The organism is Collinsella sp. (assembly GCF_052346665.1).
Classification (GTDB): Bacteria; Actinomycetota; Coriobacteriia; order Coriobacteriales; family Coriobacteriaceae; genus Collinsella.
Map to the genome: position 1 here is coordinate 35,163 of NZ_DAWDUX010000007.1, position 24,227 is coordinate 59,389.

A 24,227-nucleotide genomic window follows, 5' to 3' on the forward strand; every position below is an offset into this window, starting at 1 on the left:
AAAATGGCGGAGGAGGAGGGATTCGAACCCTCGTACGGGGAGTACCCGTAAACGGTTTTCGAGACCGCCGCATTCAACCACTCTGCCACTCCTCCGTAAGAAGTGAAAACGGCACGTCACCCATATGGATGCGTGCCGCTGAAAGTTCTGGCGGAGAGTCAGGGATTTGAACCCTGGAGACGCTTTTGGCGCCTACACGATTTCCAATCGTGCTCCTTCGGCCACTCGGACAACTCTCCGTGAATGCAGGGGCTATTGTACCGTACTTTCCCACGCGCGCAAGTGAAATTGTGAGAAAGATTGCCAAACCCGGCGGGCCTCTTGATTTCCAACTTCAGCGAAACACTTAGCACACTCAGCGCAACACGTTTCGATAAGCGCGGGAAGACGGTGACCATGGCGGGAATCCGCAGAGACCCAGCGGGTCGATAGAGCCCTGTCGCCCATCACCCCCCCGTTAGGTGCCCATCGCCCCTCCGCAAGTGCCGTCAGGGCTGCGGGCACCCGTCAACGCCAGCAGGATCCCGTCACCGCCCGGGCCCAAGCACCCATCGCGTGCCCCATCTGGCGCCTTGGCCTCTCTCGGCAGCTCGGGTCCTTGGGTAGCTCGAGTCCCATCTGGCCCCCTGGGCAGCCCGAGCTCCGCACTTTGTGAGAAAAGACGGGTTTGAAATGAACGCATCATTTCAAACCCATGATAAATCACATTACCATGCCCCTTTATGTGAGGAATCGTGGGTTTGAAACTCCCATTCTGTTTCAAACCCACGATTCCTCACATCCAAAACGGACCCCGGCCGCGCAGGGCAAATATCGATGCGTACTTCGCCCCGCGCCATACCTCGGCTAAGATTGATAGGCGCAGGCGCCGCTGCGCATCGAAGGCGCGGGCGTCGGCGCGCAGGACAAGTGCACTGCAGGCTCGCATCGCAGGCGCATCGTGAAGGGAGACCAGCCATGAGTCCAGCCGTCTTGGCAGTTACTGCACACGCTGCCAACGCGATGGCCTTGGGCGAAGAGATGGTCCAGATTCCCATTGCGTTCGAAATGGTCGCCGTCATCGTGGCGGCGGCGTCTGGTGTGCTCGCCGCGCGCGAAAACAAGCTCGACCTCATCGGCGCCATCGGCCTCGCCGTGCTTGTGTCGCTGGGCGGTGGCTTGACCCGCGATGTCATTCTTCAGGAGCACAACGTCTACATCCTGCAGCAACCCCTCGCCCTGCCGGTATCCATCGGCACCGCGGCGGCCGTCTTCGCCTTTCCCTGGATGGTCGAAAAGCCCGACCGGCTTATCTCCGTTCTCGACATCTTCGCCGTCGGCCTGTTCGCCGTCATGGGTGCCGACAAAACAATGGCATACGGCTACCCGCCCATCACCTGCGTGATGATGGGCTTCATCACTGCCGTGGGCGGCGGCATGCTGCGCGATATATGCCTTGCGCGCGTACCCTATATCTTCCGGCGCAGCAACCTGTACGCCATGGCGGCAATCGCCGGCGCCATCACCTATATGGTGCTCATCGAAAGCCTGGGAATGTGGAACATCGCTGCTGCGTTCATCAGCGTCGCGCTCACGATGTTCATCCGTTGGTGGTCCATCCGGTTCAACATCATGAGCCCCACGGAATTCGATCCGCACAAGATGCCCGAACCTGTCAAGAAAGTTGCCCGCCCTGTGGTTCGGCCCATCCAACGCGCCGGGCGACGCATAAGCGCCAAGATGTCCCACGAGGCCGAACACGCACGAACCCGGTCGCGCGACGGGTCGGACTTGAAGCGCGGCGGCTCCGCGAGGAACCGGAGATCTCAGTAATTAGATAGGGTGCTTTTACTGAAAGGGAATTTTGCAGCACAACGCTTCAAGCTCCGACATGCGCAGCTGAGCCACGCCACGCCTCGCACGAAAATGGCCCCACGCACGGCGGGCCGCCGCCCCGTGGCAACGACCCGCCCATCGGCACGCTCTCTCATGCGGCACAAAGCTTGTCCCAGTTCACGCTCGGCGCACGCGATTTGCCCGAGTATACGCGATCGGTCCGAGCATTAAAGCGCGGTCATGCTAAAGCTGTACTCCGCGGTCTTGCCGGGCGCCAGGATCGTGATGTCGCGCTTATGCTCAAGCACGTCGTCCTCGCTCGTGAGCGTGGCATGGCCGGTCCAAGGCTCCAGCGCGATGAACGGCGAGTTGCCCTCTTGGGCGGACCACAGACCAATGTACTTGAAGTCGGCGAAGTCGACACGCATGCCGCGACCGCTCTTGGTGCCGCGCAGCGTGAGCGTTCCGCCGGGGACATCGGTGAGCATAACGGCATCGTGCGCGAACAGGCTCCGCGTAACCGGCAGCACGTCCGAATTTTCGACTGGGACGAAGGACTCATCGAAGGTGAGGAGGCCGCCCTCGGCGATGCGAGGTGCGGTGCACGTCCAGGGCTCGGCGAACTCGAAAACGTAATCCTCGAAGTCCTCGCTCTCGGCGCCCGGCGCGGGAACGTTAAACGCGGGGTGGCCGCCAACGGAGAACGGCAGATCAACGTCGCCGGTGTTGGTGACGGTGAACGTCTGTGTCAGCGTGGCATCGCCCGTGATTGCGTAGGTCATGTTGAGCTTGAAGTGATATGGGTAGGCCTTGAGAGTCTCGGGGGTGTCGCGGTACTCGAACGTCACCGCATACCCATCCTCAGCCATGCCGACGACGGCGTGCTCCGCGGTGCGGGCGAGGCCGTGGCGTTCCATGCGGCAGGCGCCCTCTGAGCACGTTGCCTCCCCGCCACGGATGGAGCCCACGATGGGAAACAGCACCGGTGCGTGCTTGCCCCAAAACGTTGGATCAGCCTGCCACAGATACTCCCTGTCATCTACGACGAAGCTTGTGAGCTCGGCGCCCATGGATGATATCTGAGCGGTGACGTTGCCTTTGGCAATGGTGGTGACAGTCGACATGGCAGGACCTTTCAATCGAGGGCGAAGCGGCGCACATGGCAACCCCGCCAGGCTGGCGCCTCCAATCGGGCGCCGTTGCATCCATTATCCCCGTTTTTCGCTCTGCGAAGCCCCTTTACGGAGCCCGGTGCCCCACCATCGAAAGTCTGTCGCAGTTTTGCGCGAATTCCCAAGCATTCATAGCCGTAGAACCTCTTCTACCTGCGTGTTTGCGAGTCTAATCAATCGGCCGCTCAGCGGGGAGTCAAAATGCGGCAAAACCTCAAGCTTGACGGAATGCTTCTAAAACGGGTTGTGCACGAACCAAAAATTAATTCGGTTCCTGATTATTTGGTACCTTGACTGTTGTTCGCAAGAGTCCTAATCTCTACACGGCCAAACAACAATGACATATATGGGAGGTGGAGATGACAGACCATGAGTACCACGAGGCGCTTGACGCGAGCGCCCCGGCGGAGACTGACGAGGACATTGCCCGTGCCAAGCGCATCCTGCAGGGCCTGGGTTTCTGCGGGCACTATATGCACTTTCACGGCGGTGGGCGATCGGGGCAGGTGCCCATCCTGTGCATGCTCGACCGCTGTGGGGGTCGACTCTCGCAGCAGGAACTCGGATCTCGCTTTGAGATCAAGCCCGGCTCGTTGTCGGAGATCCTATCCAAAATGGAGTGTGCGAGGCTCATTGAGCGTACGCGCGACACCAAGGACCGCCGTCAGCTTTTCGTGCACCTCACGCAGGCGGGTCGGGAGCTCGCCCAGCACGAGCACGACAAGCGGGAGGCCTTCAGACGCGCCGCGTTCTCGGCACTCACCGTCGAAGAGCAAGAACAACTCGCCGAAATGCTCGAGAAGATCCGTGTGACCTGGGAGGAGTTAGATGGTTAATACGCTTGCTGCATCCATTCGAAACTACAAGTGGCCCACAATCGCCACGCCAATCTTGGTGTTGTTCGAGGTCGCCTGCGAGATGGCGATCCCCTTTGTGACTGCCAACCTCATCGACGTCATCAAAGACGGCGCAACGGTCGCCGAGATCCTGCCCACGGCCGGGGTCCTCGTCGTCATCGCTCTCATATCGCTGCTGTTCGGTGCCGCTGCGGGCATTACCTGTAGCTACGCGAGCTGTGGATTCGCCAAGAACCTCCGTCACGACCTCTTCTACAAGATCCAGACGTTCTCGTTCGCCAACATCGACCGCTTCTCCAGCTCCTCGCTGGTCACACGCCTCACCACCGACGTCACCAACGTCCAGCAGGCGTTCATGCTCATCATCCGCATCGCCGTCCGTGCGCCGCTCGTGCTGGTCTTCGCGTTCGCGATGGCTTACGCCATGGGCGGTTCCATCTCCTTCGTGTATCTCGCCATGATTCCGCTGCTCGGTGGCGGTCTTGGTTTCATCATCCACAAGGTCGGCCCCATTTTCACCCGCGTGTTTCACAAGTACGACGCGCTCAACGAATCGGTCGAGGAGGACGTCACCGGCATGCGCGTGGTAAAGAGCTACGTGCGCGAAGACTACGAGAAGCAGAAGTTCGCGCACGCCGCGCAGGACGTCTGCGCCGACTTCACCCGCGCCGAAAAGCTTCTGGCTTTCAACAACCCGATGATGAACCTGTGCGTCAACGGCGCATTCGTCCTCATCATCTTCCTCGGGTCCAAGCTCATCATCACGAGCCAGGGCGAGCTATTCGACGTCGGCCAGCTCTCGTCCACCTTCACCTACGGCTTCCAGATTCTCATGAGCCTCATGCAGCTCTCCATGATCTTCGTCATGGTGACCATGGCCGAGGAAAGCGCCAATCGTATCGTCGAGGTGCTTCACGACGAGCCCACCATCGCCAATCCGAACGAACCCATTTATGAGGTCGCGGACGGCTCCATCGACTTCGACAACGTGAGCTTCAAGTATTCCGAGCATGCCGAGCGGCAGGCGCTCGATGGCATCGATCTTCACATCGCCAGCGGCGAGACCATCGGCATCATCGGCGGTACCGGATCCGCGAAGTCCACGCTCGTCAACCTCATCGCACGCCTATACGACGTCACCGAGGGCACGGTCCGTGTGGGCGGGCGTGACGTTCGCGACTACGACCTCGACTCCCTGCGTCATCAGGTCGCCATGGTTCTGCAGAAGAACGTGCTCTTTAGCGGCACCATCGCCGACAATCTGCGCTGGGGCGATCCCGATGCCACCGACGATGAGGTCCGAGAGGCGGCACACCTGGCCTGTGCCGACGAGTTCGTCGACGGCTTCCCCAAGGGCTACGATACGTGGATCGAGCAGGGGGGCTCCAACGTCTCCGGTGGCCAGAAGCAACGCCTCTGCATTGCGCGCGCCCTGCTCCGCCGCCCCAAGATCTTGATTCTCGACGACTCCACGAGCGCCGTCGACACCAAGACGGACGCCAAGATCCGCGCCGGTCTGGCCGAATACCTGCCCGAGACAACCAAGCTCATCATCGCGCAGCGCATTACGAGTGTGCAGGACGCCGACCGCATCATCGTCATGGAGGGCGGCCGCATCGCCAGCATCGGTACGCACGACGAGCTCATGGAGAGCTCCGAGATCTACCGCGAGACATTCGTCTCTCAAAACAAGATGAGCGAGGAGGCTCAGGAAGGAGGTGAGGCGCATGAGTAAGGCAACCACCGCAGCTCGCGCAAAGAATCGCCGCCCCGGAACGCTCAAACGTCTCGTCAAGATGCTGTTCTCGTTCTACCCCGTCCTGTTGCCGTTGGTCATGGCCGGCGTACTCCTATGCGGCCTCATCAACTCAGTTGGCTCGCTCTTCCTGCAAAAAGCCCTCGAAGTCATCTCGTCCTCTTGGCAGACGGGTGACTGGGCGGCGGCACAGCCCAAGATTGTGGGCCTCGTGACCGCCCTCGCCATTATCTACCTCATAGGCAACCTCTCCTCCCTGTTCTGGAATCGCTACATGGCCGTCATCACGCAGGGCTCTCTCGAGAAGCTCCGTGAAAAGATGTTCAATCGCATGCAGGACCTTCCCATCAGGTATTTCGACACCAACCAGCGCGGCGACATCATGTCGCACTACACCAACGACATCGACACGCTGCGCCAGATGATCTCGCAGTCCCTTCCCAACCTCCTACAAACCGTCATCGTGCTCGCCACCGTCTTGTTCATCATGTTCTACTTCTCGGCATGGATGGGCTTGGTGATCATCGCCGGTGTAGCCGTCATGACGTTCCTCACCAAGCTGCTCGGCTCCAACTCCGCGCGCTTCTTCATCGCGCAGCAAACCGAGCTCGGCGTTGTTGAGGGACACATCGAGGAAGTCATGAACGGCCAGAAGGTCGTCAAGGCGTTTTGCCACGAACATGCGGCGGAGGAGGACTTCGACGAGCGCAACGAGAAGCTCTTCGAGGTCTCGCAGAAGGCCAACATGTTCGCCAACATCCTCATGCCCATCCTGATGAACCTCGGCAACCTCATCTATGTCGTGGTTGCGCTTGCCGGTGGCGTCTTTTTGGCGCTCGGCGTGCCCAACCTCTCCTTCTCCGGCCTTCCGCTGTCCATCGCCGTGGTGGTTCCCTTCCTCAATATGACAAAACAGTTCTGCGGCCAGATTGGACAGGTCTCCCAGCAGATCAACGCCGTGGTCATGGGTCTCGCCGGAGCGGACCGCATCTTTGAGCTGCTCGACCAGGAGCCGGAGGTTGACGAGGGGTACGTGACGCTTGTCAACGCCCAGGTCAACCCCAGCACCTGGGAGATCGAAGAGGCTGATCACCGCACGGGCCTCTGGGCGTGGAAGCATCCGCACAAGGCCGACGGCACCGTGACGTACGTTCCGCTGCGCGGCGACGTCCGCATGGTCGATGTCGACTTTGGCTACACCCCCGACCATGAGGTTCTGCACGGCGTCTCGGTCTACGCCAAACCCGGTCAGAAAGTGGCGTTTGTCGGTGCTACGGGCGCAGGCAAGACCACGATCACCAACCTCATCAATCGCTTCTACGACATCGCGGACGGCAAGATCCGATACGACGGCATCAACGTGAACAAGATCAAGAAGGCAGACCTTCGCCGATCCCTGGGCGTGGTGCTCCAAGACGTCAACCTGTTCACCGGCACCGTCATGGACAACATCCGGTACGGCAAGCTCGATGCGACCGACGAGGAGTGCATCAAGGCAGCCGAGCTCGCAGGTGCCGACGACTTCATCCGCCGCCTGCCCGATGGCTACAGCACCATGCTTACCGGCAACGGTTCGCAGCTCAGCCAGGGCCAACGCCAGCTCGTCTCCATCGCCCGTGCCGCCGTCGCCGATCCGCCCGCGATGATTCTCGATGAGGCGACGAGCTCCATCGACACGCGCACCGAGGCGATTGTCCAGCGCGGCATGGATGCCCTTATGCAGGGACGCACCACGTTCGTCATCGCGCACCGACTCTCGACGGTCCGCAACTCCGATGTGATCATCTGCCTCGACCACGGTCGCGTAATCGAACGCGGCACGCATGATGAGCTCATCGCCAAGAAGGGTTACTACTACCAGCTCTACACCGGCGCATTCGAACTCGAATAGCGGACAAGCCCCCGCATCTTTGCCCAATCCCTCGCCTCGCCCACCCGAACCGCGCTTTGCGGGTACGGGTGGGCGAAGTTTTTGCGTGTGGCTACACCGTCGACATGAAATCGGCGGCAAGGGGTCGTATCTCGAACCAGGGGATGCCGTTTCTCACCACGGTGATCGTCTCCCCCGTACTGTTGGCATACGCCGCCAACCTGCTTAGATGCGTCTTTGCCGCTCGCATGGGAACACGGCCCTCATCGCGCAGCCATCTGCCGAGCGGTACTCCGCACCAACTGTCCCCACCCGCCTGCTCATCGCTCACCGAATCGATGAGTGCTTGTTCCAAAAAGCCCCGCGGTCCCGCATTTGGATCCGCCTTCACGCACAACCCGGTCATCTCGTCCTCCTTCTCTGTGTGGAGCACGAGCGTATCAGGCGCTTCCGACCAGTTCTCCAACGGCTTCTCACGCATGGCTTGCAGCTGAGTCCGCATGTTCTGACACCCCAGCTCAGCACCCCTACCTTCGTTCACAAGGGCATCGTAAGGCACACGCATCTTCACGTGATATACGGAAAACGACCCTTGACAGCCACCTGCCAAGGGCCGTTTTGGCTTTATAGGGGTTTAAGCTTTCGCAGAAGAAGGAATGTGCCCTATCGGGACTCCCGTTCCCGCTCCTCGAGCGCGCGCCTGAGCGCTTCGATGTCGGCCTCCGTGCGCTTTGATTTGCGCCACAAGGAGAGTACGAACACAAACAACGCCAGCAAGATGCCCACATACGCAGCCAAGACAAAGGGCGCCGCAGGCAAAACAGTCGAATAGACCTCGGAAAGAATCGGATCCATTTAGCCCTCCTCAGGCTCGTTGGTTGCGGGAGAAACGACCGCGGCGCAGCTGGCGCCATCGCGGCCATCGGCAACGACGGTCGCGGCCTTTGTCCGCAGGCGCTCAAGCGCCTCGGCGGCGGCCGCACGGGACGCGGCGGAATCGAAATCCTCAAGGCGCCGCTTGAGCTCCTCAACCTCATCGGCGGCGGCATTCACCCGCAGCGCATAGCGATACAGAGCAAACGCGACCATGAGCACACCCGCCATACCCAGCAAAAACGGAATGAGCATAAGCGGCGGCAGACCAGAATCCGTCCTGAACACCACCGGATGCACCGAGCTCGGCACCAAGCGCGTGATGAGGAACGAAATGGGCGCATCCACAAACGAGACAACGCAAAACACTGCGGCGAAGCGTGCGATCTTCTCGGGATCATCGAGCGCGTTGCGCAGCACAAAGTACCCAATCACCAGCAGCATCAGGATGAAGTACGTAGTGAGTCGAGGCTCCCACACCCACCAGACGCCCCACTCGAAGCGCGTCCAAAGATCGCCCGAGATCATGGTTGCCACGATGAACACAAGCGTGACCTGCATGGCGGTGCGCGAGCGCACATCGCGCGCACGGTCCTTGGTCACAAGGAACCGCAGGGCGTGGTAAGCCGCCACCCCCATGAACACGAACGAGGCAATCGCAACGGGAACATGCAAGTAGAAGATCTTTTGGCTCAGCAGCAACTTGGTGGTGACCATTTGCCCCGCAATCACCACGGATTCGGACAGTCGCGCACCCTGCACGAGCGGCGCCAAGGTGAACGTCCATACCACGTCAGTCGCGATGAGCAGCGCGCCCAGCACGAGCAGGGCGGGCACCATTGCATTAGATTTCTTCAAGGTCACAAGACCCCCTTCCTTTTTGATTAGGTATGGTACCAGCTCGTTGGATCACGAATCGAGAACGAACTCGTAGAGGCCCCAAGCGGCTGCAATCATCACGACATCGTAGGTGCCGGCGAGCGCAAGGCTCCTCCAGAACGTGGCAAAGGTTCCCTCAACGCCAGCGAGCGCGACGCCGGTGGCCGAGACGCATGCATACAGCAGCGGAAACGCCACCGGTATGAACAGGATGGCGAGCAAGACGTCCTTGCCGCGCGTGTCGATCGCCATGGTCGACAGCAAGGTGCCCACACCGGCGACGCCCACCGTGCCCACCAACAACGGCAGCACGATCATCGGCGCAGTGGCGGACAGCGGTGCACCCGAGAGGAAGAAGACGAAGAACAGCGGTACGGTCACCAGCTCAACGGCGAGCAGGAACAGCAGATTCGAAGTCGTCTTGGCCAAGAACACGACCGCGCGGTCAACCGGCGCCAGCAGGATGCCCTCCAGGCAGCCCGACTCGGTCTCGTGCGAAAAACTGCGATTGAGACCAAGCAGGCTCGTAAACACGATAAGTGCCCACAGCAGACCGCCGGAAAAGGAGACAACCTGCAGTTTGTCCCCCACCTGCGCCAACGCGGCCCCGTACACCGTCAGCACCAAAAGCGAGTACACAGCCATCGAGGTGAGCATCTCGCGCGTGCGCAATTCCTGCCGCACGTCCTTGCCCAACAGGGCGCGATACTGGGCGAACGCCGAGGGTTTGGAGGTTGAGGGCTTGGCCGGGGCGTCCGAGGCGCGCGGGACGCCGATAGCACCCGCGCCAACGGCGGCACCCGGAGCGACAACGGCACCCTGCGCCCCCACGTCGCCACGACGCAGGCTCTCCCGCTTCTCCTCCATCTACGCCACCCCCATTCCCACGGTCGCCAAATACAAGTCGCGGAATGCCCCGCGGTCCACGTCGGCCTTCTGGGCGCACACCACGACCGCGCCCTGCGCCAGGATGAGGGCATGGGTGCATAGGTCGTAGCCCTTCTCGAGGTCATGACTCACCATCACGAAGGTCCGCCCCTCGCGCACACGGTCGATAAGCTGGTCGAAGAGCTCCGCCGCATGAGGGTCGAGTCCGGAATAGGGTTCATCGAGCAACACGATCTCGGGGTCGCTGATAAGTGCCCGGGCAATCGAGAGCCGCTGCTGCATGCCGCGCGAGAACGTACGCACGCAGTCGTTCCGCCGATGATCGAGCTCGACCAAACGCAGCAAATCGTCGATGCGCGCCTGTGCCGCAGCACCCGCCATGCCGTAGAGCGAGGCGAAGAACGCCAGGTTCTCTTGGGCGGTCAGGTCTCCATAGAGCATCGGCTTGTGGGAAATGAGCCCTACGCGAGCGCGCAAGGCATCGGGCTCCTCCAGGGCATTTACGCCGAGCATACGCAGTTCGCCGCATGTGGGGCGCGCCAGCAAGGCGAGCTCGCGCAGTAACGTCGTCTTGCCGGCGCCGTTGGGGCCAAATATCGAGAGGAAGGCGCCTTGGGGCAGCACGAGGTCGACCCCATCCAACGCGCGCCTGCCGCCGAACTGCTTGACAAGGCCACGCGCTTCAATGGCGAACGGATCGCACGCTCCCAAAGCCCCATCGCGGGAACCGGGGGCAAACGGCAGGGGACGGGCCGTCATCGCGCATTCGCCTTCGCTTGGGCACGAGCGCGCTCGTCTGCCGCCAGCAGCGGCGTGGCACGACGCGGCGCGAATGCCAAGACGATGCCTAAAGTCGAGATGGCGCCGCCCGCCCAAGTCAACAGGATGAGCGGGTTGACCTTGACGTTGATGGAAAGCGTGCCGTCGGCGTTCAGGCCCTGGAACGCCACGAACAAGTCTTCGAGCGGACGCGTAAGCACCGCGGCATCGAGGGTCGACTGACTCGTTGCGGCGGCAACCTTCATGGAAGGTGCCACATGCCCCATTAGGTTCCCCTGCTCATTAGCCACATCAAGTTCCACGCGCATGACTTCGTTATCCTGGCTGTCGGCATAGCGCTCGGTATCGGTCAGGGTCAGCACGTAGCCCCCCACCTGGACCGACTCGCCCTTCTCGCCGGCAAGGCTCACCGTCACATCGCGCACGTACATCATGGAACCCACCAGACCGAGCGCGGCGATCGCAATGCCCAGGTGGCACAGGTAGCCGCCGGCCTGCGCAGGCGAGCGACGGAACAGGTTGAACGCGGCGGCCGGCGCGCCCTCTCCTTTGTTCCGCATGCGGGCCCGCACCCCGCGCACCAAAAGGTAGGCCGAAGCGGCAATCAGCAGCGAAATAGCCGCGAGGGCCACGATTGTCAGCGCGAAGTAATACACCGCGGGCCCCTGTTCGGCCAAAGCGTCGGCAGCCGATCCGCCATCGGCCAAGATGGCACTGTAGGTGGGCATCAGCTTCGTCCCAAAGAGCACAAGTCCGGCCACAAAAAGGCAGGCGGCCACCGCAAGCGGACGGCGCATATGCCCCCAAAACGCAGGGCCCTGCGTCTTGCGCCAACCAAGGAGCGGACACACAGCCATGAGCAGTAGCACCACGACGGCGACCGGCCGCGCCACGGCGTTATACGCACCCGCCGCGACCACGGCGCCGCCCAGCGGCATCCATGTGGGAAGGGCGCTCGACACCGTAAGGTAGGCCACGAGCGCGCCCGCCATCACCATGATGATGTTCGTGAGATAGTACGATCCGTTCTTGGAGAGCATCGACTCGATCTGGTCGTCATCCTCGCCGATCTCGCCGTGACGGTACAGCAGGCCAAGCAAAAACGCTAGGCCACTTGCCACCATAATCGCTAGGAAGAAATATGTGGACACCGGGTCCTCGGCAAACGCATGCACACTTTGGACCAAGCCCGAGCGCGTGATGAACGTGCCAAGCACCACGAAAATGAACGTGATGGTGGCAGTGAACATGCTCCAACGCTTGAAGATGCCGTGCTTACGGTACATCGTAAAGCTGTGGATCATCGCCACGCAGGTGAGCCAGCTCATAAGGCTCGCATTCTCCACGGCGTCCCATGCCCAAAAACCGCCCCAGCCCAGGACCACGTACGCCCACACGGCACCCAGGCCCATGCCGATGGACAGGAAGATAAAACCGAACACCGCAACGCGGTCGCACAGTTCGACCCAGCGGGCCGAAAGATCGCCCGTGATAAGAGCCGCCATGGCGTACGCGAACGTCAACGTCATGGCGGCGTAGCCGATGAAGGTCGCCGGCGGGTGGAGAATCATCGCCCAATGCATGAGCAACGGGTTCATGCCGCCGATCTTGCTGGCGAGCGTGCCGTCGGCGTTGAGGTACTCGGCGGCGGTGGGCATGAACGGATTGTTGGAGCTCGAGAACACGAGCGCTGCGACGAACAGGGCGACGATGACCTGCGCCACGCCCAGGGCCACCAACGTGAGGTCCTCATGTGCGCGGCGGCGACGGCACGCCTGCACGGCAACGAAGGCGGAGATGAGCCACGTCCACAACAGCAGCGATCCCTGGCGACCGGCCCACACGGCACTCACCCGGTAGAGCGGCTGCAGGGGGCTGTCCGTCGCGGGGTAATTCGAAACCACATACGCTAGGCTGTAATTCTCCGTGAGCATGCACACGAGGATGATGCCCACACATGCCGTCAGCAGGGCGAAGCTCGCGTAGACGAACGCCTGCCCAGCGTGGCGCATGCGCGCAATCGGCACCGAGGGTTCCGGGGCCGTTGAGGGCGCGGCGCCGGAACCTGCCGCCCCCGTACTTGCCACTTTGCCGCTCGCCACGAGCAGCACTGCCGACACCAGCGCGAATACCAGGGCGAGCGCCTGGAATACATTACCTATCGTCGATACCATGCAGCACCTTTCCCGTATCTCGACATCCCGCGCGTCGACGCCATGCGCGCCCACGGGCCCATTTCGTTGTCCTTTACGTTCCTACTTGGTGATGGAGGCATCAATTGCAGGCTGCTCCGTCGCCACGAAGTTGCCATCGGAATCAAGATGACCGGACACGACCACGGCGACGCCGTCCGCGATCTGCTCATCAAGCCCTCCGCTATACACCACGTTGAGCGTAGCGCCCTGGGATTCGATGGTGAATCGAATGGCGGAGCTGGCATCGTTGACGTCACCCTCAACATAACCGCACACCTTGGTGTCCTCGAACAGCATGGCGTCCGCCTGGTCGAGTAGACCCTTCACCGTGAGGGATCCCTCGGCGCTCTCGTACTTGGACGGGCACTTGGTGACCATCTCCGTGCAGTTGAGGAACGGCGGGTTGTCCACGTCACCCGTGCAGATGGCCACAACACCCGCGCCAAACGTCGCGGGCAGCGCCCCCTCGTAGCCAACGCGCAGACGAACCGAGGGGTTCGGCGCGCCCGACTCATCCTCAGGCGCGATGTCAAAGGTCACACGCGCGCCGTCCTTCTCGATAGAATCTGCCACGACCACGCCGCTCGCCTGGACTTTTTTACCTTGGTACGATCCGGTTGCGACGTCGGCGACCGTAACCGACGAAGCGGAACCACCCGCCCCCGCAATCGCCACGATCACCAGCATGGCAATGGCAATGATGCCGCCCATCACCACTAAACGACGCTTGGCCTTCTTGTTCATGTCGCTCCTCATGCCCTCGCCACGCGGACGCCCCGACGCGGCGGGAGCCCATGGCGGCGCTCTTTGCGTTTTTGACAGCCAATAAGTATACAATGTGCGCTGGCAGGCCGCATCGTGCGGCAATTCCTCCCCGTTAACGGAAGGTTCATCATCATGCTGCTAGCCATCGACATGGGTAACACGCAAACCGCCCTCGGCCTGTTTGACGGCAACGAGCTCCTGCATGCCTGGCGCATGCCCACCGACCGCGCCTTCACCAAAGACGAGATACACGTGCGCCTGCTCGGCTATTTCCGCAAAGACGGACTCGAGCTCTCCTGCGTGGATGCCATTGCCTTCGCCGGAGTCGTCCCTCAGCTCATGCGCGAATGGGAGGGCGTGGCCGAAGTGATTGGCGCGCGTCTTATCGTGGTCGGGGCGCAAACCTCCGCCGTAACCGCAATTGAGGCAGCCTCACCTGCCGAAGTCGGCGCCGACCGCATTGCCAACGCCACCGCGGCAGCGGCGCTCTATGGCAGCCCGAGCATCGTGGTGGACTTTGGCACAGCGACCAACATCGACGTGGTGAACGAACATGGAGCGTATATCGGCGGGTGTATCGCCCCCGGGATCCGCGTGTCACTCGATGCCCTTACCGCCCGCGCGGCCCGTTTGGCCAGCGTGCCCCTCGAAGCTCCGGCACATGCCATCGGGCGCAACACCGTCGAGGCGGTGCAGAGCGGCACGGTGGTGGGTGCCGCCGCGATGGCGGAGGGGCTGGTCGCGCGCATCAAGCGCGAGCTGGGGCGCGACGACGCGTGCGTCATAGCCACGGGCGGACTTGCGGGCATCGTCTCCGAGGCCACCGACGTCTTCGATGTGGTCGACACCCAGCTCACCATCAAGGGCATCTGCGAGATCTACCGCCGCCTGGCCTAACCCGGCCCAAACTGGGTCAGGCTGGCCTGGGCTGGGTCCGTTCAGCCTGACCCAGTTCAGCCCAGCGCGGTGCCTGCATGCGCTCCCCCACCGCGGACGCGAGCGGGCGGCTTACAGGGTGCCGAGCTCCGCCACTACGTGGCCCACGCGGTCCTCGGGCTCCTTGACGTCGAGGCCCTCGTAGCGGAAGAAGCGCGCCGGGTTATGCATGAGGTCCTCAAGCGGAACCAACACGAAATCGCGCTCGCCCAGGCCGGGATGCGGGAGGCGTAGCTTTTCGCCGCCATGGATCTCGTTATCCATCCACAGCAGATCGCAGTCGATAACGCGCGGGCCGTTGGGGCGTGTACCCTTGCCGCGTGTGCGGCCGAGCTTCTGCTCGATCTTCATGAGCTCTTCGAGCAGGATGAGCGGAGCGAGCTCGGTCTTGATCTCAACCACGGCGTTGGCGAATGCCGGCTGGCGCGTCTCGTACGCGGGCTCGCTTTCGTAGATGCGCGAGCTGGCAGAGACACACGTCATGGGAATCTGCGCAATGAGGTCGCGGGCGGCGCGGATGTTCTCCTCTCGCTGGCCCTTGTTCGATCCGAGCGCCACGTATGCGCGGCGAGGCTGAGGGCGCGCAATGGCCCAGAAGCCGTTGAGGAACTGGTAAAAGCCCGCAACGTCGTGCACGCGAACAATGTTGGCACCCTGCTCGATAGCTCCCAGGCACACGCCGAAGGTGGCGATGTCGCGGTCATGTGCGTCCTCGACACCGGCGATGGCGCCCACCAGGCGCTTGCGCGACACGGCGCACAGCGTGGGATAGCCGAGCGAGGCGATCTTGCCCATCTCGCGCTGGATCACGATGTCCTCGTTGGCATCCTTGCCAAAACCGGGGCCGGGATCGAGGCAGATGCGCTCGCGGTCGACGCCCGCGTGAATGAGCGCGCGGGCCTGATCGGAGAGGAAACCCATGACGCGACGCATGATGGGGGCGGAATCGGGCAGGGTGAAGCGGCGGAGCTGCGACGTGCGGTTACCCGAGCCCGTGCGAGCGGCGGAACGTGCCATAACGGAGGCGAGGTCGTCACCGGCTACTGCGGGCTCCGCGGCAACGGCGGCGGACTGGGGCATGTCGAGCGCGACGACCTCGCTCTCGGCGGCGGGAGACGTCGGCAACGGCTCCGCGGCGGGAGACTCAGCGCTGGGCGCGACGGCGTCGCCGTTCGGGCCAACCGCCGCGGCATCGAACGGGAGCTGCGGTTGCAGCGGCTGAATCATGCCCGAGATGAGCTTGGCCTTGGCGGCGCGCTTGGACTTTCCGGTTGCACCCAAGGCGCGAGCCGCGGCCTCCGCCTCACGAGCCTTCTCGGCCATGAACGCGGCGGCCGAGGTGTCAAGCTGCACGGCGGTATGGGTGCGCGGGCGCTCAAGCTCGCCCACCTCACCTGCATGCATGACCACGAGGCCGCAATCGCTATCCTTCACAAAATCGACCATGCGCGGGTCCGTGAAGCCCGTCACGTCGTTCACGATCGACGCGCCCACGCGCACGGCGGCCTTGGCAACCTCCACATGACGCGTGTCGATCGACACGATGGCACCCGCCCGCGCAAGGGCCTTGACCACGGGCAACACGCGCTGCGCCTCAGTATCGGGATCGACCGGGGTAAAGCCGGGGCGTGTGGACTCGCCACCGACATCGATGATGTCGGCACCGTCGTCGAGCATCTTGAGCCCGTGCGCGATCGCGGCATCGGTGTCGAGGTGCTCGCCGCCATCGCTAAACGAATCGGGGGTCACGTTCAGGACGCCCATGATGCGCGGGCGATCGAACTTGAGCTCGTACTTGCCGCAGCGCCAGACTTTGGAATCGCGTGCCATGAGGATCCTTTCGAGAACGTTCAAGTCCCTCTATTGTATCCAGCGAGGGCAGGCGCGTCACACTCGCGCGCGATTTCCCATTTCCTCTAGTATAGTTACCCGAATGAAACCTTACATCACCCTGCAGATGTAGCTCGTTGATGCACTCTGCAGATGCAGAAATGGAGCCCTCTATGACCGCCACCCGGACTTACCGCCTCGCCTCTTGGAACGTGAACGGCCTGCGCGCCGTCCTCAAGAAGGACCCGAGCTTCACCGACATCGCCGCCGAGCTCGACGCCGACGTACTCGCTCTGCAGGAGACCAAGCTGCAGGAGGGCCAGGTCGACATCGACCTGCCCGGCTACCACCAAACGTGGAGCTACGCCGAGCGCAAGGGTTACTCGGGCACCGCCGTGTTCAGCCGTGAGGAGCCCCTCTCCGTCCGCCACGCCGACGCCGTGCTCGCCGCGGGCCGCGGGGCGGGACTCGACGACGACCGCCTCGAGCTGGTTGCCGCGGCGGCAACCGAGGGCCGCGTGTGCGCGCTCGAGTTCGAGCACTATTGGTTCGTGGACGTCTACACGCCCAACGCCCAAAACGAGCTCGCCCGCCTGGACGTGCGCATGGCATGGGACGACGCCTACCGCGCCTTCCTGCGCTCCCTCGAGGACGAGACCGGCAAACCCGTCGTGACCTGCGGGGATTTCAACGTCGCCCATAACGAGATCGACCTCAAGAACCCCAAGTCGAACCGCGGCAACGCGGGCTTCTCCGATGAGGAGCGGGCCAAGTTCGGCGAGCTGCTCGACGCCGGCTACACCGACACCTTCCGCGCCGCCAACCCCGGCCTCGAGGGCGCCTACAGCTGGTGGAGCTACCGCTTCAACGCACGCAAGAACAATGCGGGCTGGCGCATCGACTACTTCCTGGTGAGCGATTCCATCGCCGACCGCGTGCGCGCCACGGGCATCCGCAGCGACATCTTCGGCTCGGACCATTGCCCCGTCACGCTGGAGATCGAGCTGTAAGCAACGACGGCAATCGCGGGCGGGCGGGCGCATGGCGCGCACCTTTGCCGTCGACTCCCGCGCGTCTCCGTACCGCCGCGAAGCGCGTTATCCGCGCGCGGCACCGAATCCCGCAATCCGCCAGCATCGACCCCCTCGGGCGCGGCACCATCGAGCAAGACCTTGCCGGACGAGAACCCATCCAGCGCGCCCGCGCCGGGCGCATCAGTGCCGACGGCCTCGCCATACAGCCGCGCAAGAGCGGGAACCCCACCCAACGCGTGCTCAAGCGGCATGCGCGCCTTGAACACAAAACTGTTCAGCGCAATAGACAGCACCGCCGCGCCAAGAATCAGGCTGTACTGATCCTGCGTGAGCACGCCGAGCGCCATGCCCGTCTGTCCAATGAGAAACGAGAACTCGCCAATCTGCGACAAACCTGCCGCAATGGTGAGCGAGCTTGCGAGCCCCGCGCGAAACGCCACCGGGAGCACCACCAAAATCACCACCGTGATCAGGTCCTCCACGATGAGCCATCCCGTCGCGATGCGACCCCCCTCGGTGTCGGCGAGGCCCGCGTCGGCCAGGTTTTTGATGAGCACGACCGTCGAAGCGATGGATACGGACAGGCCGAGCATGATGCCCGCCTCGATCGGCCAGCCAAGAGCAAGACCCAGCCCACAGCCGGCGAGCGTGCCGAGGGCTGTTTGCAGCAAGGCACCCGGCACCGCAACGCGGCGCACGGCCACGAGGTCATCGAAGGAGAAGTGCAGGCCGGTGCCGAACATCATGAACATGACGCCCACCTCGGCAAGCTGGCTCATCGCATGCGAATCTCCGATGAAGCCCGGGGTGAACGGCCCTACCGCAAGACCGCCGAGCAGGTAACCCACAACCGGTGGGAGGCGCGCGGCACGGGCGAGGATGCCGCCCAAAAACGCCGCGACGAGGGCGGTTACAAATGTGGCGAGGAGAATGCTGTCTCCGTGCATGTGGACCTCCGGGTGGGCACGCGCCCGGTCGAATCAGCTACATATGATGTTTGCATGAGATCAGTTTACCCACGAAGGCCGTATTTGCGCACCACACGGTTGATGCGGCGCGTCCACGGGCCATACAGGACCGCAAGAAACACCGCGGTCGCAACACCGTGAATGACGTCGAACGGCAGCGATGCCGCCACATACGCCAGAGCGCCAGGCCAGGTAAACGGGCGCACGAACCCCAAGACGCCGTAGGCGTTGATGATCACGCCGTAGAGGGCCCCAGAAGCAAGTCCGCATGTGACGAGTGCCACCATACGCGGCTTACCCGTGGCGCGGTTGTCGAATACGCCGGCGCTTGCGAGCACTCCGCCCAGGTATCCGACCATGCCCCAGGCGTACATCTGCCACGGACTCCACATGCCCTGACCAAAGAAGAAGTTACTGGCGAGCGCGGCGAGGGCCCCAACCATGAAGCCGTTTCGGCGGCCCAGGGTGGCTCCGGCGATGATCGCGATGGCCGAGACCGGCTTGAAGTCCGGCACCGCGGCGAACAAGATACGCCCGGCGGCCGCAAGGGCGGAGAGCACAAGCGTGGGCATAATCTGCCTCAGCGCCGGACGACCCGCCTCGTACCCCGCGAAGAACAAGGCGAGCACCACCGTCACCACCAGCAACATGAGCAGCGCCGTTTGGGCAAAGCCCGCAACGAGGGCCAATCCCATCGCAAGCGGAACCGCAGCGAGGAGCACGACCTCGAGCAGGGCTCCTCCGGGATAGGCGGCCAGCCCGTCAGGCGATGCCGCAGCGCGCTGTTTCTCGTCGTCAAACCTCATGTGCATCACAACCGGTAGAAGATGTTGTTGCGGAAGAACTCGTCGGCAGGCTCCGTGCAGGCAGCCTCGCCGTCAAACAGCAGCGAGACGCTGTTGGCAAGGCTCGAGACGAGCTCCAGGTCGTGCGTCGCCATAACGATGGTGGCACCCCGCACGCGTTCCTCCTCGAGCACCTCCGCGACCCTGCGGCGAGCCGCGCGGTCGAGCCCCTTGGTGGGCTCATCGAGCAGCAGCAAGCGCGGCCGTACCAGGAGCACCTTGCCCAAGGCAAGCAGCTGACGCTGACCGCCCGACAAATCATACGGATGCGCAGCGGCGCGGTCGGCAAGGCCAAGCCTCGAAAGCATGGCCTCGACCTCTTGCGGCCCGTAAGCTCCAACGCTCGACCACTCCATAAGCTCGTCTAGCACGCACTCCTCGGCGAACAATGCCTTGGGGTCCTGCGGCAGCAGGGCCCTCTCGCGCGCATCGATGCGAACGATGCCCTTCTGCACGCGTTTCGTTCCCGCCATCAGCGCCAGCAGCGTGGACTTTCCGCAGCCATTGCCACCCACCAGAGCGTGCAGCTCGCCCGCGCGCACGGACAGCTCGGTGCCGCGCAGGACCCAATCTTCGTCGCGTCCATAGCGAAACCACGCACCACGCACCTCGACGGCAGTGCCGCCGTTCGCGGCACCGGCGTGCATCCGACCAGCGTGCGTGGTCGTAGCAGCCGCCTCGCCTGCAGCTCCTCGCATGGAAACGCAGCGGCCAAACTCCTCGAGCGCCACCTCGTGCACGCGACCGCTCCGCAGCTCGAACGCGCACGTGGCGTAATCTGCCATGAGCTCCGGCGCATGGGTGGCCACGATCACCGTACAGCCCAGCTCGCGATTCACGCGAAACAGCGCATGCAGGAAATTCTTGGTCGCAATGGGATCAAGCTGCGCCGTGGGCTCGTCGAGCAGCAGCAGGCGCGGCTGCATCACCAGCGTGGATGCCAAGGCCAGAAGCTGTTTGCGCCCACCCGAGAGCGCGTCCGTGGCGCAGCGAAACCAATCACCCATGCCAAAGAAATACCCGGCCTCCGCCACGCGACGCCGCATCTCGGCCTGGGGAACGCCCAGGTTCTCCAAGCCAAACGCCATCTCGTGCCACACGCTGTCGCACACGATCTGGTTATCGGGATCCTGGAAGACAAACCCCACCGTACGGGCAGATTCCTCGTCCGAAAGGCCCCCCACCGGACGTCCGAACACCCGAACCGATCCTGCCCGGCACCCAGCTGGCGCAATCTGCGGCTTCACCAGCGACAGCAGGGTGGACTTGCCCGAACCGGTATCACCCACCAATAGGGCAAACGCGCCCGGCTCAATACTCAGGTCGACATCCACCAAAGCGGGCGTGGACGAATGGGGATAGGAAAAAGACAGACCTTGGAAAGAGAGCGCCGGGGCAAGTGCCCGCGCGCGAGCTCCGGTCTTCGCGCGAACTCCGGTCCGCGTGCGAGCTCCGACCCGCTCCGGGGCAGGCGCGTGCGCGGGGGCTCCGGCCTGCGCGCGAGCTCCACCATCGTCCGCGCGGAGCCCCGTGCCGTCCGCGCAAAGCCCGTCGTCCGTGCAAAGCCCATCGTCCGCGTGGAGCTCATCGTCCGTGTGGAGCCCTCCGCCGCCCGTACCGAGCCCTCCGCTGCCCATACCGGCTTGGCAATCGCTCATGCGAATCTCCTCATCTCATATATATGGAGCACGGCGGGCGTGAACATCCAGGCTGCATACGGCAGGTACCCCCACCACATATCAATAGGGCTAAGACGCGGGTAGAACGCGTAGGGCGCGGTCAACGTCCAGGAGGCCCACGCGCACAGGAGCCCTCCCATCAGCAGCATCGCCGCCGCCGCGGCATCGCGCGGCGTGAACCGATACGGCATGTAGGTCGTCCTGCGCTTGCAGGCGCCCCAGCCCCGGGCGCGCATGGCGTCGGCCGTCTCAAGCGAGTCCTCCATAGCCCACCCCATGAGCACGGAGCTCTGACGCAACCGGCTCGCAACGCCGGCGGGCAGCCCTCGACCCCGGGCAGCGCGCCCCCCTGATCTCAACGGCAGGTGCCACCCCGACGCGCCGACAACGGCCTCCGCGCTCGTCCGCAACGCACGCGGCCCTTGCAAACCATGCTCCTTCGACCTCGTCTCTGCACCGCTATCGGCACCGCCCCCCGCAGACACCGCGCAGCTCCGCGCCACATCCTGCGCTGACGCAATCGCGCGACCCTGCCTCAAAAACCTCGGCACCAGGCGCATCGTCATCGAGACCATAAGTGCCACAACGGGAATCGAATTTCCCAACAAGCCCAAAACCTTGTCATACGAAAGCATCGCGGAGGCGGCGGCGAACCACTGAACGCTCGCGAGGAACAAAAGCGCCATCGCGCAGCCGTAGAGCAAGCTCTCCATAAAGACCGGTCGCCCAAAGAACACGAACAGCTCGGTCGACCCCATGTGGACGAACAGGGGGTTCACCAGGGTGATCACGAGAACCACCGGCAGCTGCCAGCGCAGTGACCCCAGCGCCGCCCAGATGCCGCGCGCGCACGCCGCGTATGCAAATCCGCCGGCGAACGAGATAGCCACCAAGACCGGATGCATCGAAAACATGGTGAGAGCGAGCGTGATCGTGATGAACACCGCGGGCACCACGGGGTGCATGGCGTCGAACGCCGTGTGTCGTACTGCCTGAGCCAAGAGCGCACCTCCCCTGTGACAATTGCACGCGCATCCCCCGGTGCGCACCATCCGCCTCCCACGCTGCGGTATCATCGCATTACGCGCGCCATGCGCGCGTGGAACCTGCAACCAATCTTTGGGAGCCATATATGGATGTTACCGCGATTGTAATGGCCGCCGGCGAGGGCACGCGCATGAAGTCAAACCATGCCAAAGTGTCTCACAAGATTTTGGGAAAGCCCCTGGCCTGTTGGGTCATCGACTCCGCGCTCGCGGCGGGCTGCAACCGCGTCATCGTTGTTGTGGGTAGCCACTCCGATGAGGTCCGCGCCATGATCGCCAGTGCCTATGAGGGCACGCCTGCCGCCGGTGTCGTCGAGTGCGTCGAGCAGGCCGAGCGCCTCGGCACCGGTCACGCCGTCCGCTGCGCGCTGGAGGCCACCGGCATCGATGCCGGACCCATCGTGGTCCTCAACGGCGACCTGCCGCTCATCCAGGCCGACACCATCCGCACCTTCGCCAACACGGTCGCCAACGGCACACACGCCGGTGCGGTGCTCACCTTCACTCCGCCTGCGCCCTTCGGCTACGGCCGCATCGAGCTCGCCGCAGACGGCTCGGTCAACCGCATCATCGAACAGAAGGATTGCACGCCCGAGCAGGATGCCGAGCTGCTGGAATGCAATGCCGGCTGCTACGCCTTCGACGGTGCGCTGCTCGCCGCCCACATCGGCGAAATCGGCAACGACAACGCGCAGGCTGAGTACTACTTGCCCGACATGGTCGAGATCCTCAAGGGCCACGGCCATGCCGTCACCATCTTCCACTGCGATGACTACCGCGACGGCCTGGGCGTGAACAGCCGCGTGCAGCTCGCCGAGCTCACCGCCATCGCGCGCGACCGCATCAACGAGCGCCTCATGACCGAGGGCGTCACGTTCATCGATCCCGCCCAGGCGTGGATTTCCCCCGACGCGACAATCGGTCGCGACACGGTCGTGTGGCCGCAGACGCACCTCATCGGCACCTGCCGCATCGGAGAGGGCTGCCAGCTCGGCCCCAACACCCGCCTCACCAACGTGGTCGCCGGCGACAACTGTTCGCTCGATGAAACCGTGGCCATCGACGTTGCGATCGAGAACGGCGTCACCTGCGGCCCCCGCTGCTACCTGCGCCCGGGTACGCACTTGCTCGACCGCGCGCACGTGGGCACGCATGTGGAGATCAAGAAGTCCACCATTGGCGTGGGCTCCAAGGTGCCGCACCTCTCCTACATTGGCGACACCACCATGGGCGCCGGCGTCAACGTGGGCGCGGGCTCCATCACCTGCAACTACGACGGCAAGAACAAACACGCCACCACCATCGGCGACCGCACGTTCATTGGCTCGGACACCATGATGGTCGCCCCCGTGAACATCGGCGACGACGCGATCACCGGCGCGAGCAGCTGCATCACACGTGACGTGCCCAGCGGCGCGCTCGCCGTCGAGCGTAACGACCAGCGCATCATCGAGGGCTACACCGAGAAGCGCCGCGCTCGCCTCTAAGTTTCAATTGGGGACAGGCACAAATTGAACATGCCGCCCGAGGTGCTTCGCCAAGGGTCCGCCGGCCATCCGTCACTTCGGAAGGCCGGCTTTTTCATGAACGCCGCAAGCCCGGCATATTTTCAATTTGTACCTGTCCCCAATTGAAACACCGCTCCTCTCACCGATGAAGTTTCCTTGGGCGGATTATCGATGGTCAAATAGCTGGCAAAGTGGCTAATATATAGAGCGTGTATGGATGTTGTGGCGTATAAAGGAGAAGTCATGCCAACAACCGATCCCAAAAAGACCGTTGATATGAGCAAGATCCTGCGAGTGTACTCCGGTTCCTCCAACCGTCCGCTTGCCCAGAAGATCGCCAACCAGCTCGGCGTTGAGCTCTCCGGACTCACCCTCAAGCAGTTCGCCAACGGCGAGATCTACGCCCGTTACGACGAGACCGTCCGTGGCGCCGACGTGTTCCTCATCCAGTCCGTCGCCGGCGGCAACGTCAACGACATGCTGATGGAGCTCCTCATCGCCACCGACGCCGCCAAGCGCGCATCCGCCCGC

21 protein-coding genes and 2 tRNA genes are annotated in these 24,227 nt (G+C 63.2%); 8 read left to right on the top strand and 15 right to left on the bottom strand.

Going from position 1 to position 24,227, the window contains the following annotated elements:
- Positions 1-4 precede the first annotated feature (4 nt).
- Together ACT8II_RS02185 and ACT8II_RS02190 are read right to left on the bottom strand one after the other, a co-directional pair.
- A tRNA-Ser gene (locus tag ACT8II_RS02185) sits at positions 5-95 on the bottom strand.
- Positions 96-148: 53 nt separating this feature from the next.
- A tRNA-Ser gene (locus ACT8II_RS02190) sits at positions 149-239 on the bottom strand.
- A gap of 718 nt (positions 240-957) precedes the next feature.
- On the opposite strand from ACT8II_RS02190, the gene ACT8II_RS02195 reads away from it, so the two are divergent.
- On the top strand, positions 958-1,812 hold the full coding sequence (locus ACT8II_RS02195) for a trimeric intracellular cation channel family protein (protein ID WP_294122266.1): 855 nt from the start codon (positions 958-960) through the stop codon (positions 1,810-1,812).
- A 230-nt stretch (positions 1,813-2,042) separates the two neighbouring features.
- On the opposite strand, the gene ACT8II_RS02200 is transcribed toward ACT8II_RS02195, so the two are convergent.
- Positions 2,043-2,939, bottom strand: coding sequence for an aldose 1-epimerase family protein (locus ACT8II_RS02200; protein WP_407496215.1), 897 nt, complete (start codon positions 2,937-2,939; stop codon positions 2,043-2,045).
- A gap of 407 nt (positions 2,940-3,346) precedes the next feature.
- On the opposite strand from ACT8II_RS02200, the gene ACT8II_RS02205 reads away from it, so the two are divergent.
- From ACT8II_RS02205 to ACT8II_RS02215, 3 genes are read left to right on the top strand one after another with little or no spacing between them, the layout of a single operon-like run.
- Entirely contained in the window at positions 3,347-3,823 is a 477-nt protein-coding gene (locus tag ACT8II_RS02205; RefSeq protein WP_118654067.1) for a MarR family winged helix-turn-helix transcriptional regulator, read from the top strand.
- Complete coding sequence (locus ACT8II_RS02210; protein ID WP_443812903.1) at positions 3,816-5,579, top strand: ABC transporter ATP-binding protein; 1,764 nt, start codon at positions 3,816-3,818, stop codon at positions 5,577-5,579. Before ACT8II_RS02205 ends, ACT8II_RS02210 begins: the two co-directional genes overlap by 8 nt.
- A complete protein-coding gene (locus ACT8II_RS02215; RefSeq protein ID WP_118654065.1) occupies positions 5,572-7,491 on the top strand; it encodes an ABC transporter ATP-binding protein in 1,920 nt (639 codons plus the stop codon). Before ACT8II_RS02210 ends, ACT8II_RS02215 begins: the two co-directional genes overlap by 8 nt.
- Before the next feature lie 91 nt (positions 7,492-7,582).
- Here the strand turns inward: ACT8II_RS02215 and ACT8II_RS02220 are convergent, their stop codons facing one another.
- The 7 genes from ACT8II_RS02220 to ACT8II_RS02250 all read right to left on the bottom strand — a co-directional run bounded on the left by ACT8II_RS02220 (position 7,583) and on the right by ACT8II_RS02250 (position 13,829).
- Positions 7,583-7,972, bottom strand: a complete 390-nt coding sequence (locus ACT8II_RS02220; RefSeq protein WP_443812904.1) for a type II toxin-antitoxin system Phd/YefM family antitoxin — start codon at positions 7,970-7,972, stop codon at positions 7,583-7,585.
- A gap of 161 nt (positions 7,973-8,133) precedes the next feature.
- Positions 8,134-8,325: a hypothetical protein gene (locus ACT8II_RS02225; RefSeq protein WP_118654063.1), complete on the bottom strand. Its 192-nt coding sequence runs from the start codon at positions 8,323-8,325 to the stop codon at positions 8,134-8,136.
- Positions 8,326-9,207, bottom strand: coding sequence for a cytochrome c biogenesis protein CcsA (gene ccsA, locus ACT8II_RS02230; RefSeq protein ID WP_233546210.1), 882 nt, complete (start codon positions 9,205-9,207; stop codon positions 8,326-8,328).
- 45 nt (positions 9,208-9,252) lie between these two features.
- Positions 9,253-10,089: a heme exporter protein CcmB gene (locus ACT8II_RS02235; protein ID WP_294122254.1), complete on the bottom strand. Its 837-nt coding sequence runs from the start codon at positions 10,087-10,089 to the stop codon at positions 9,253-9,255.
- The gene (locus ACT8II_RS02240) at positions 10,090-10,869 is read right to left on the bottom strand and encodes an ABC transporter ATP-binding protein (protein ID WP_118654061.1); all 780 of its coding nucleotides are present in this window, start codon (positions 10,867-10,869) and stop codon (positions 10,090-10,092) included.
- The gene (locus tag ACT8II_RS02245) at positions 10,866-13,064 is read right to left on the bottom strand and encodes a heme lyase CcmF/NrfE family subunit (RefSeq protein ID WP_443812905.1); all 2,199 of its coding nucleotides are present in this window, start codon (positions 13,062-13,064) and stop codon (positions 10,866-10,868) included. Before ACT8II_RS02245 ends, ACT8II_RS02240 begins: the two co-directional genes overlap by 4 nt.
- Positions 13,065-13,145: 81 nt before the next feature.
- Positions 13,146-13,829, bottom strand: a complete 684-nt coding sequence (locus tag ACT8II_RS02250; protein WP_443812906.1) for a cytochrome c maturation protein CcmE domain-containing protein — start codon at positions 13,827-13,829, stop codon at positions 13,146-13,148.
- 153 nt (positions 13,830-13,982) lie between these two features.
- Here ACT8II_RS02250 and ACT8II_RS02255 point away from each other — a divergent pair, with 153 nt between their 5' ends.
- Positions 13,983-14,747 carry a type III pantothenate kinase gene (locus ACT8II_RS02255; RefSeq protein ID WP_294122247.1) on the top strand — a complete coding sequence of 255 codons (765 nt, stop codon included), beginning with the start codon at positions 13,983-13,985 and terminating at the stop codon, positions 14,745-14,747.
- A gap of 111 nt (positions 14,748-14,858) precedes the next feature.
- Here the strand turns inward: ACT8II_RS02255 and folP are convergent, their stop codons facing one another.
- Positions 14,859-16,616 carry a dihydropteroate synthase gene (gene folP / locus ACT8II_RS02260; RefSeq protein ID WP_443812907.1) on the bottom strand — a complete coding sequence of 586 codons (1,758 nt, stop codon included), beginning with the start codon at positions 16,614-16,616 and terminating at the stop codon, positions 14,859-14,861.
- 173 nt (positions 16,617-16,789) lie between these two features.
- Between folP and ACT8II_RS02265 the strand changes: the two genes are divergently transcribed.
- The gene (locus ACT8II_RS02265; RefSeq protein WP_302741968.1) at positions 16,790-17,626 is read left to right on the top strand and encodes an exodeoxyribonuclease III; all 837 of its coding nucleotides are present in this window, start codon (positions 16,790-16,792) and stop codon (positions 17,624-17,626) included.
- On the opposite strand, the gene ACT8II_RS02270 is transcribed toward ACT8II_RS02265, so the two are convergent.
- From ACT8II_RS02270 to ACT8II_RS02285, 4 genes are all read right to left on the bottom strand, one after another.
- Positions 17,518-18,597, bottom strand: coding sequence for a cation:proton antiporter domain-containing protein (locus ACT8II_RS02270; RefSeq protein ID WP_443812908.1), 1,080 nt, complete (start codon positions 18,595-18,597; stop codon positions 17,518-17,520). The two genes, ACT8II_RS02265 and ACT8II_RS02270, sit on opposite strands and share 109 nt — an antisense overlap.
- 65 nt (positions 18,598-18,662) lie before the next feature.
- Positions 18,663-19,424 (bottom strand): DUF6580 family putative transport protein, encoded by a 762-nt coding sequence (locus ACT8II_RS02275; protein ID WP_443812909.1) that lies wholly within the window; start codon positions 19,422-19,424, stop codon positions 18,663-18,665.
- Between the two features lie 5 nt (positions 19,425-19,429).
- Entirely contained in the window at positions 19,430-21,121 is a 1,692-nt protein-coding gene (locus ACT8II_RS02280; RefSeq protein ID WP_443812910.1) for an ABC transporter ATP-binding protein, read from the bottom strand.
- The gene (locus ACT8II_RS02285; RefSeq protein ID WP_443812911.1) at positions 21,118-22,143 is read right to left on the bottom strand and encodes an energy-coupling factor transporter transmembrane component T; all 1,026 of its coding nucleotides are present in this window, start codon (positions 22,141-22,143) and stop codon (positions 21,118-21,120) included. Before ACT8II_RS02285 ends, ACT8II_RS02280 begins: the two co-directional genes overlap by 4 nt.
- Positions 22,144-22,274: 131 nt before the next feature.
- Between ACT8II_RS02285 and glmU the strand changes: the two genes are divergently transcribed.
- Both glmU and ACT8II_RS02295 read left to right on the top strand, forming a co-directional pair.
- Positions 22,275-23,675: a bifunctional UDP-N-acetylglucosamine diphosphorylase/glucosamine-1-phosphate N-acetyltransferase GlmU gene (gene glmU / locus ACT8II_RS02290; protein ID WP_443812912.1), complete on the top strand. Its 1,401-nt coding sequence runs from the start codon at positions 22,275-22,277 to the stop codon at positions 23,673-23,675.
- Positions 23,676-23,939: 264 nt separating this feature from the next.
- The coding region (locus ACT8II_RS02295) for a ribose-phosphate pyrophosphokinase-like domain-containing protein (RefSeq protein WP_443812913.1) at positions 23,940-24,227 on the top strand (288 nt) is incomplete at its 3' end.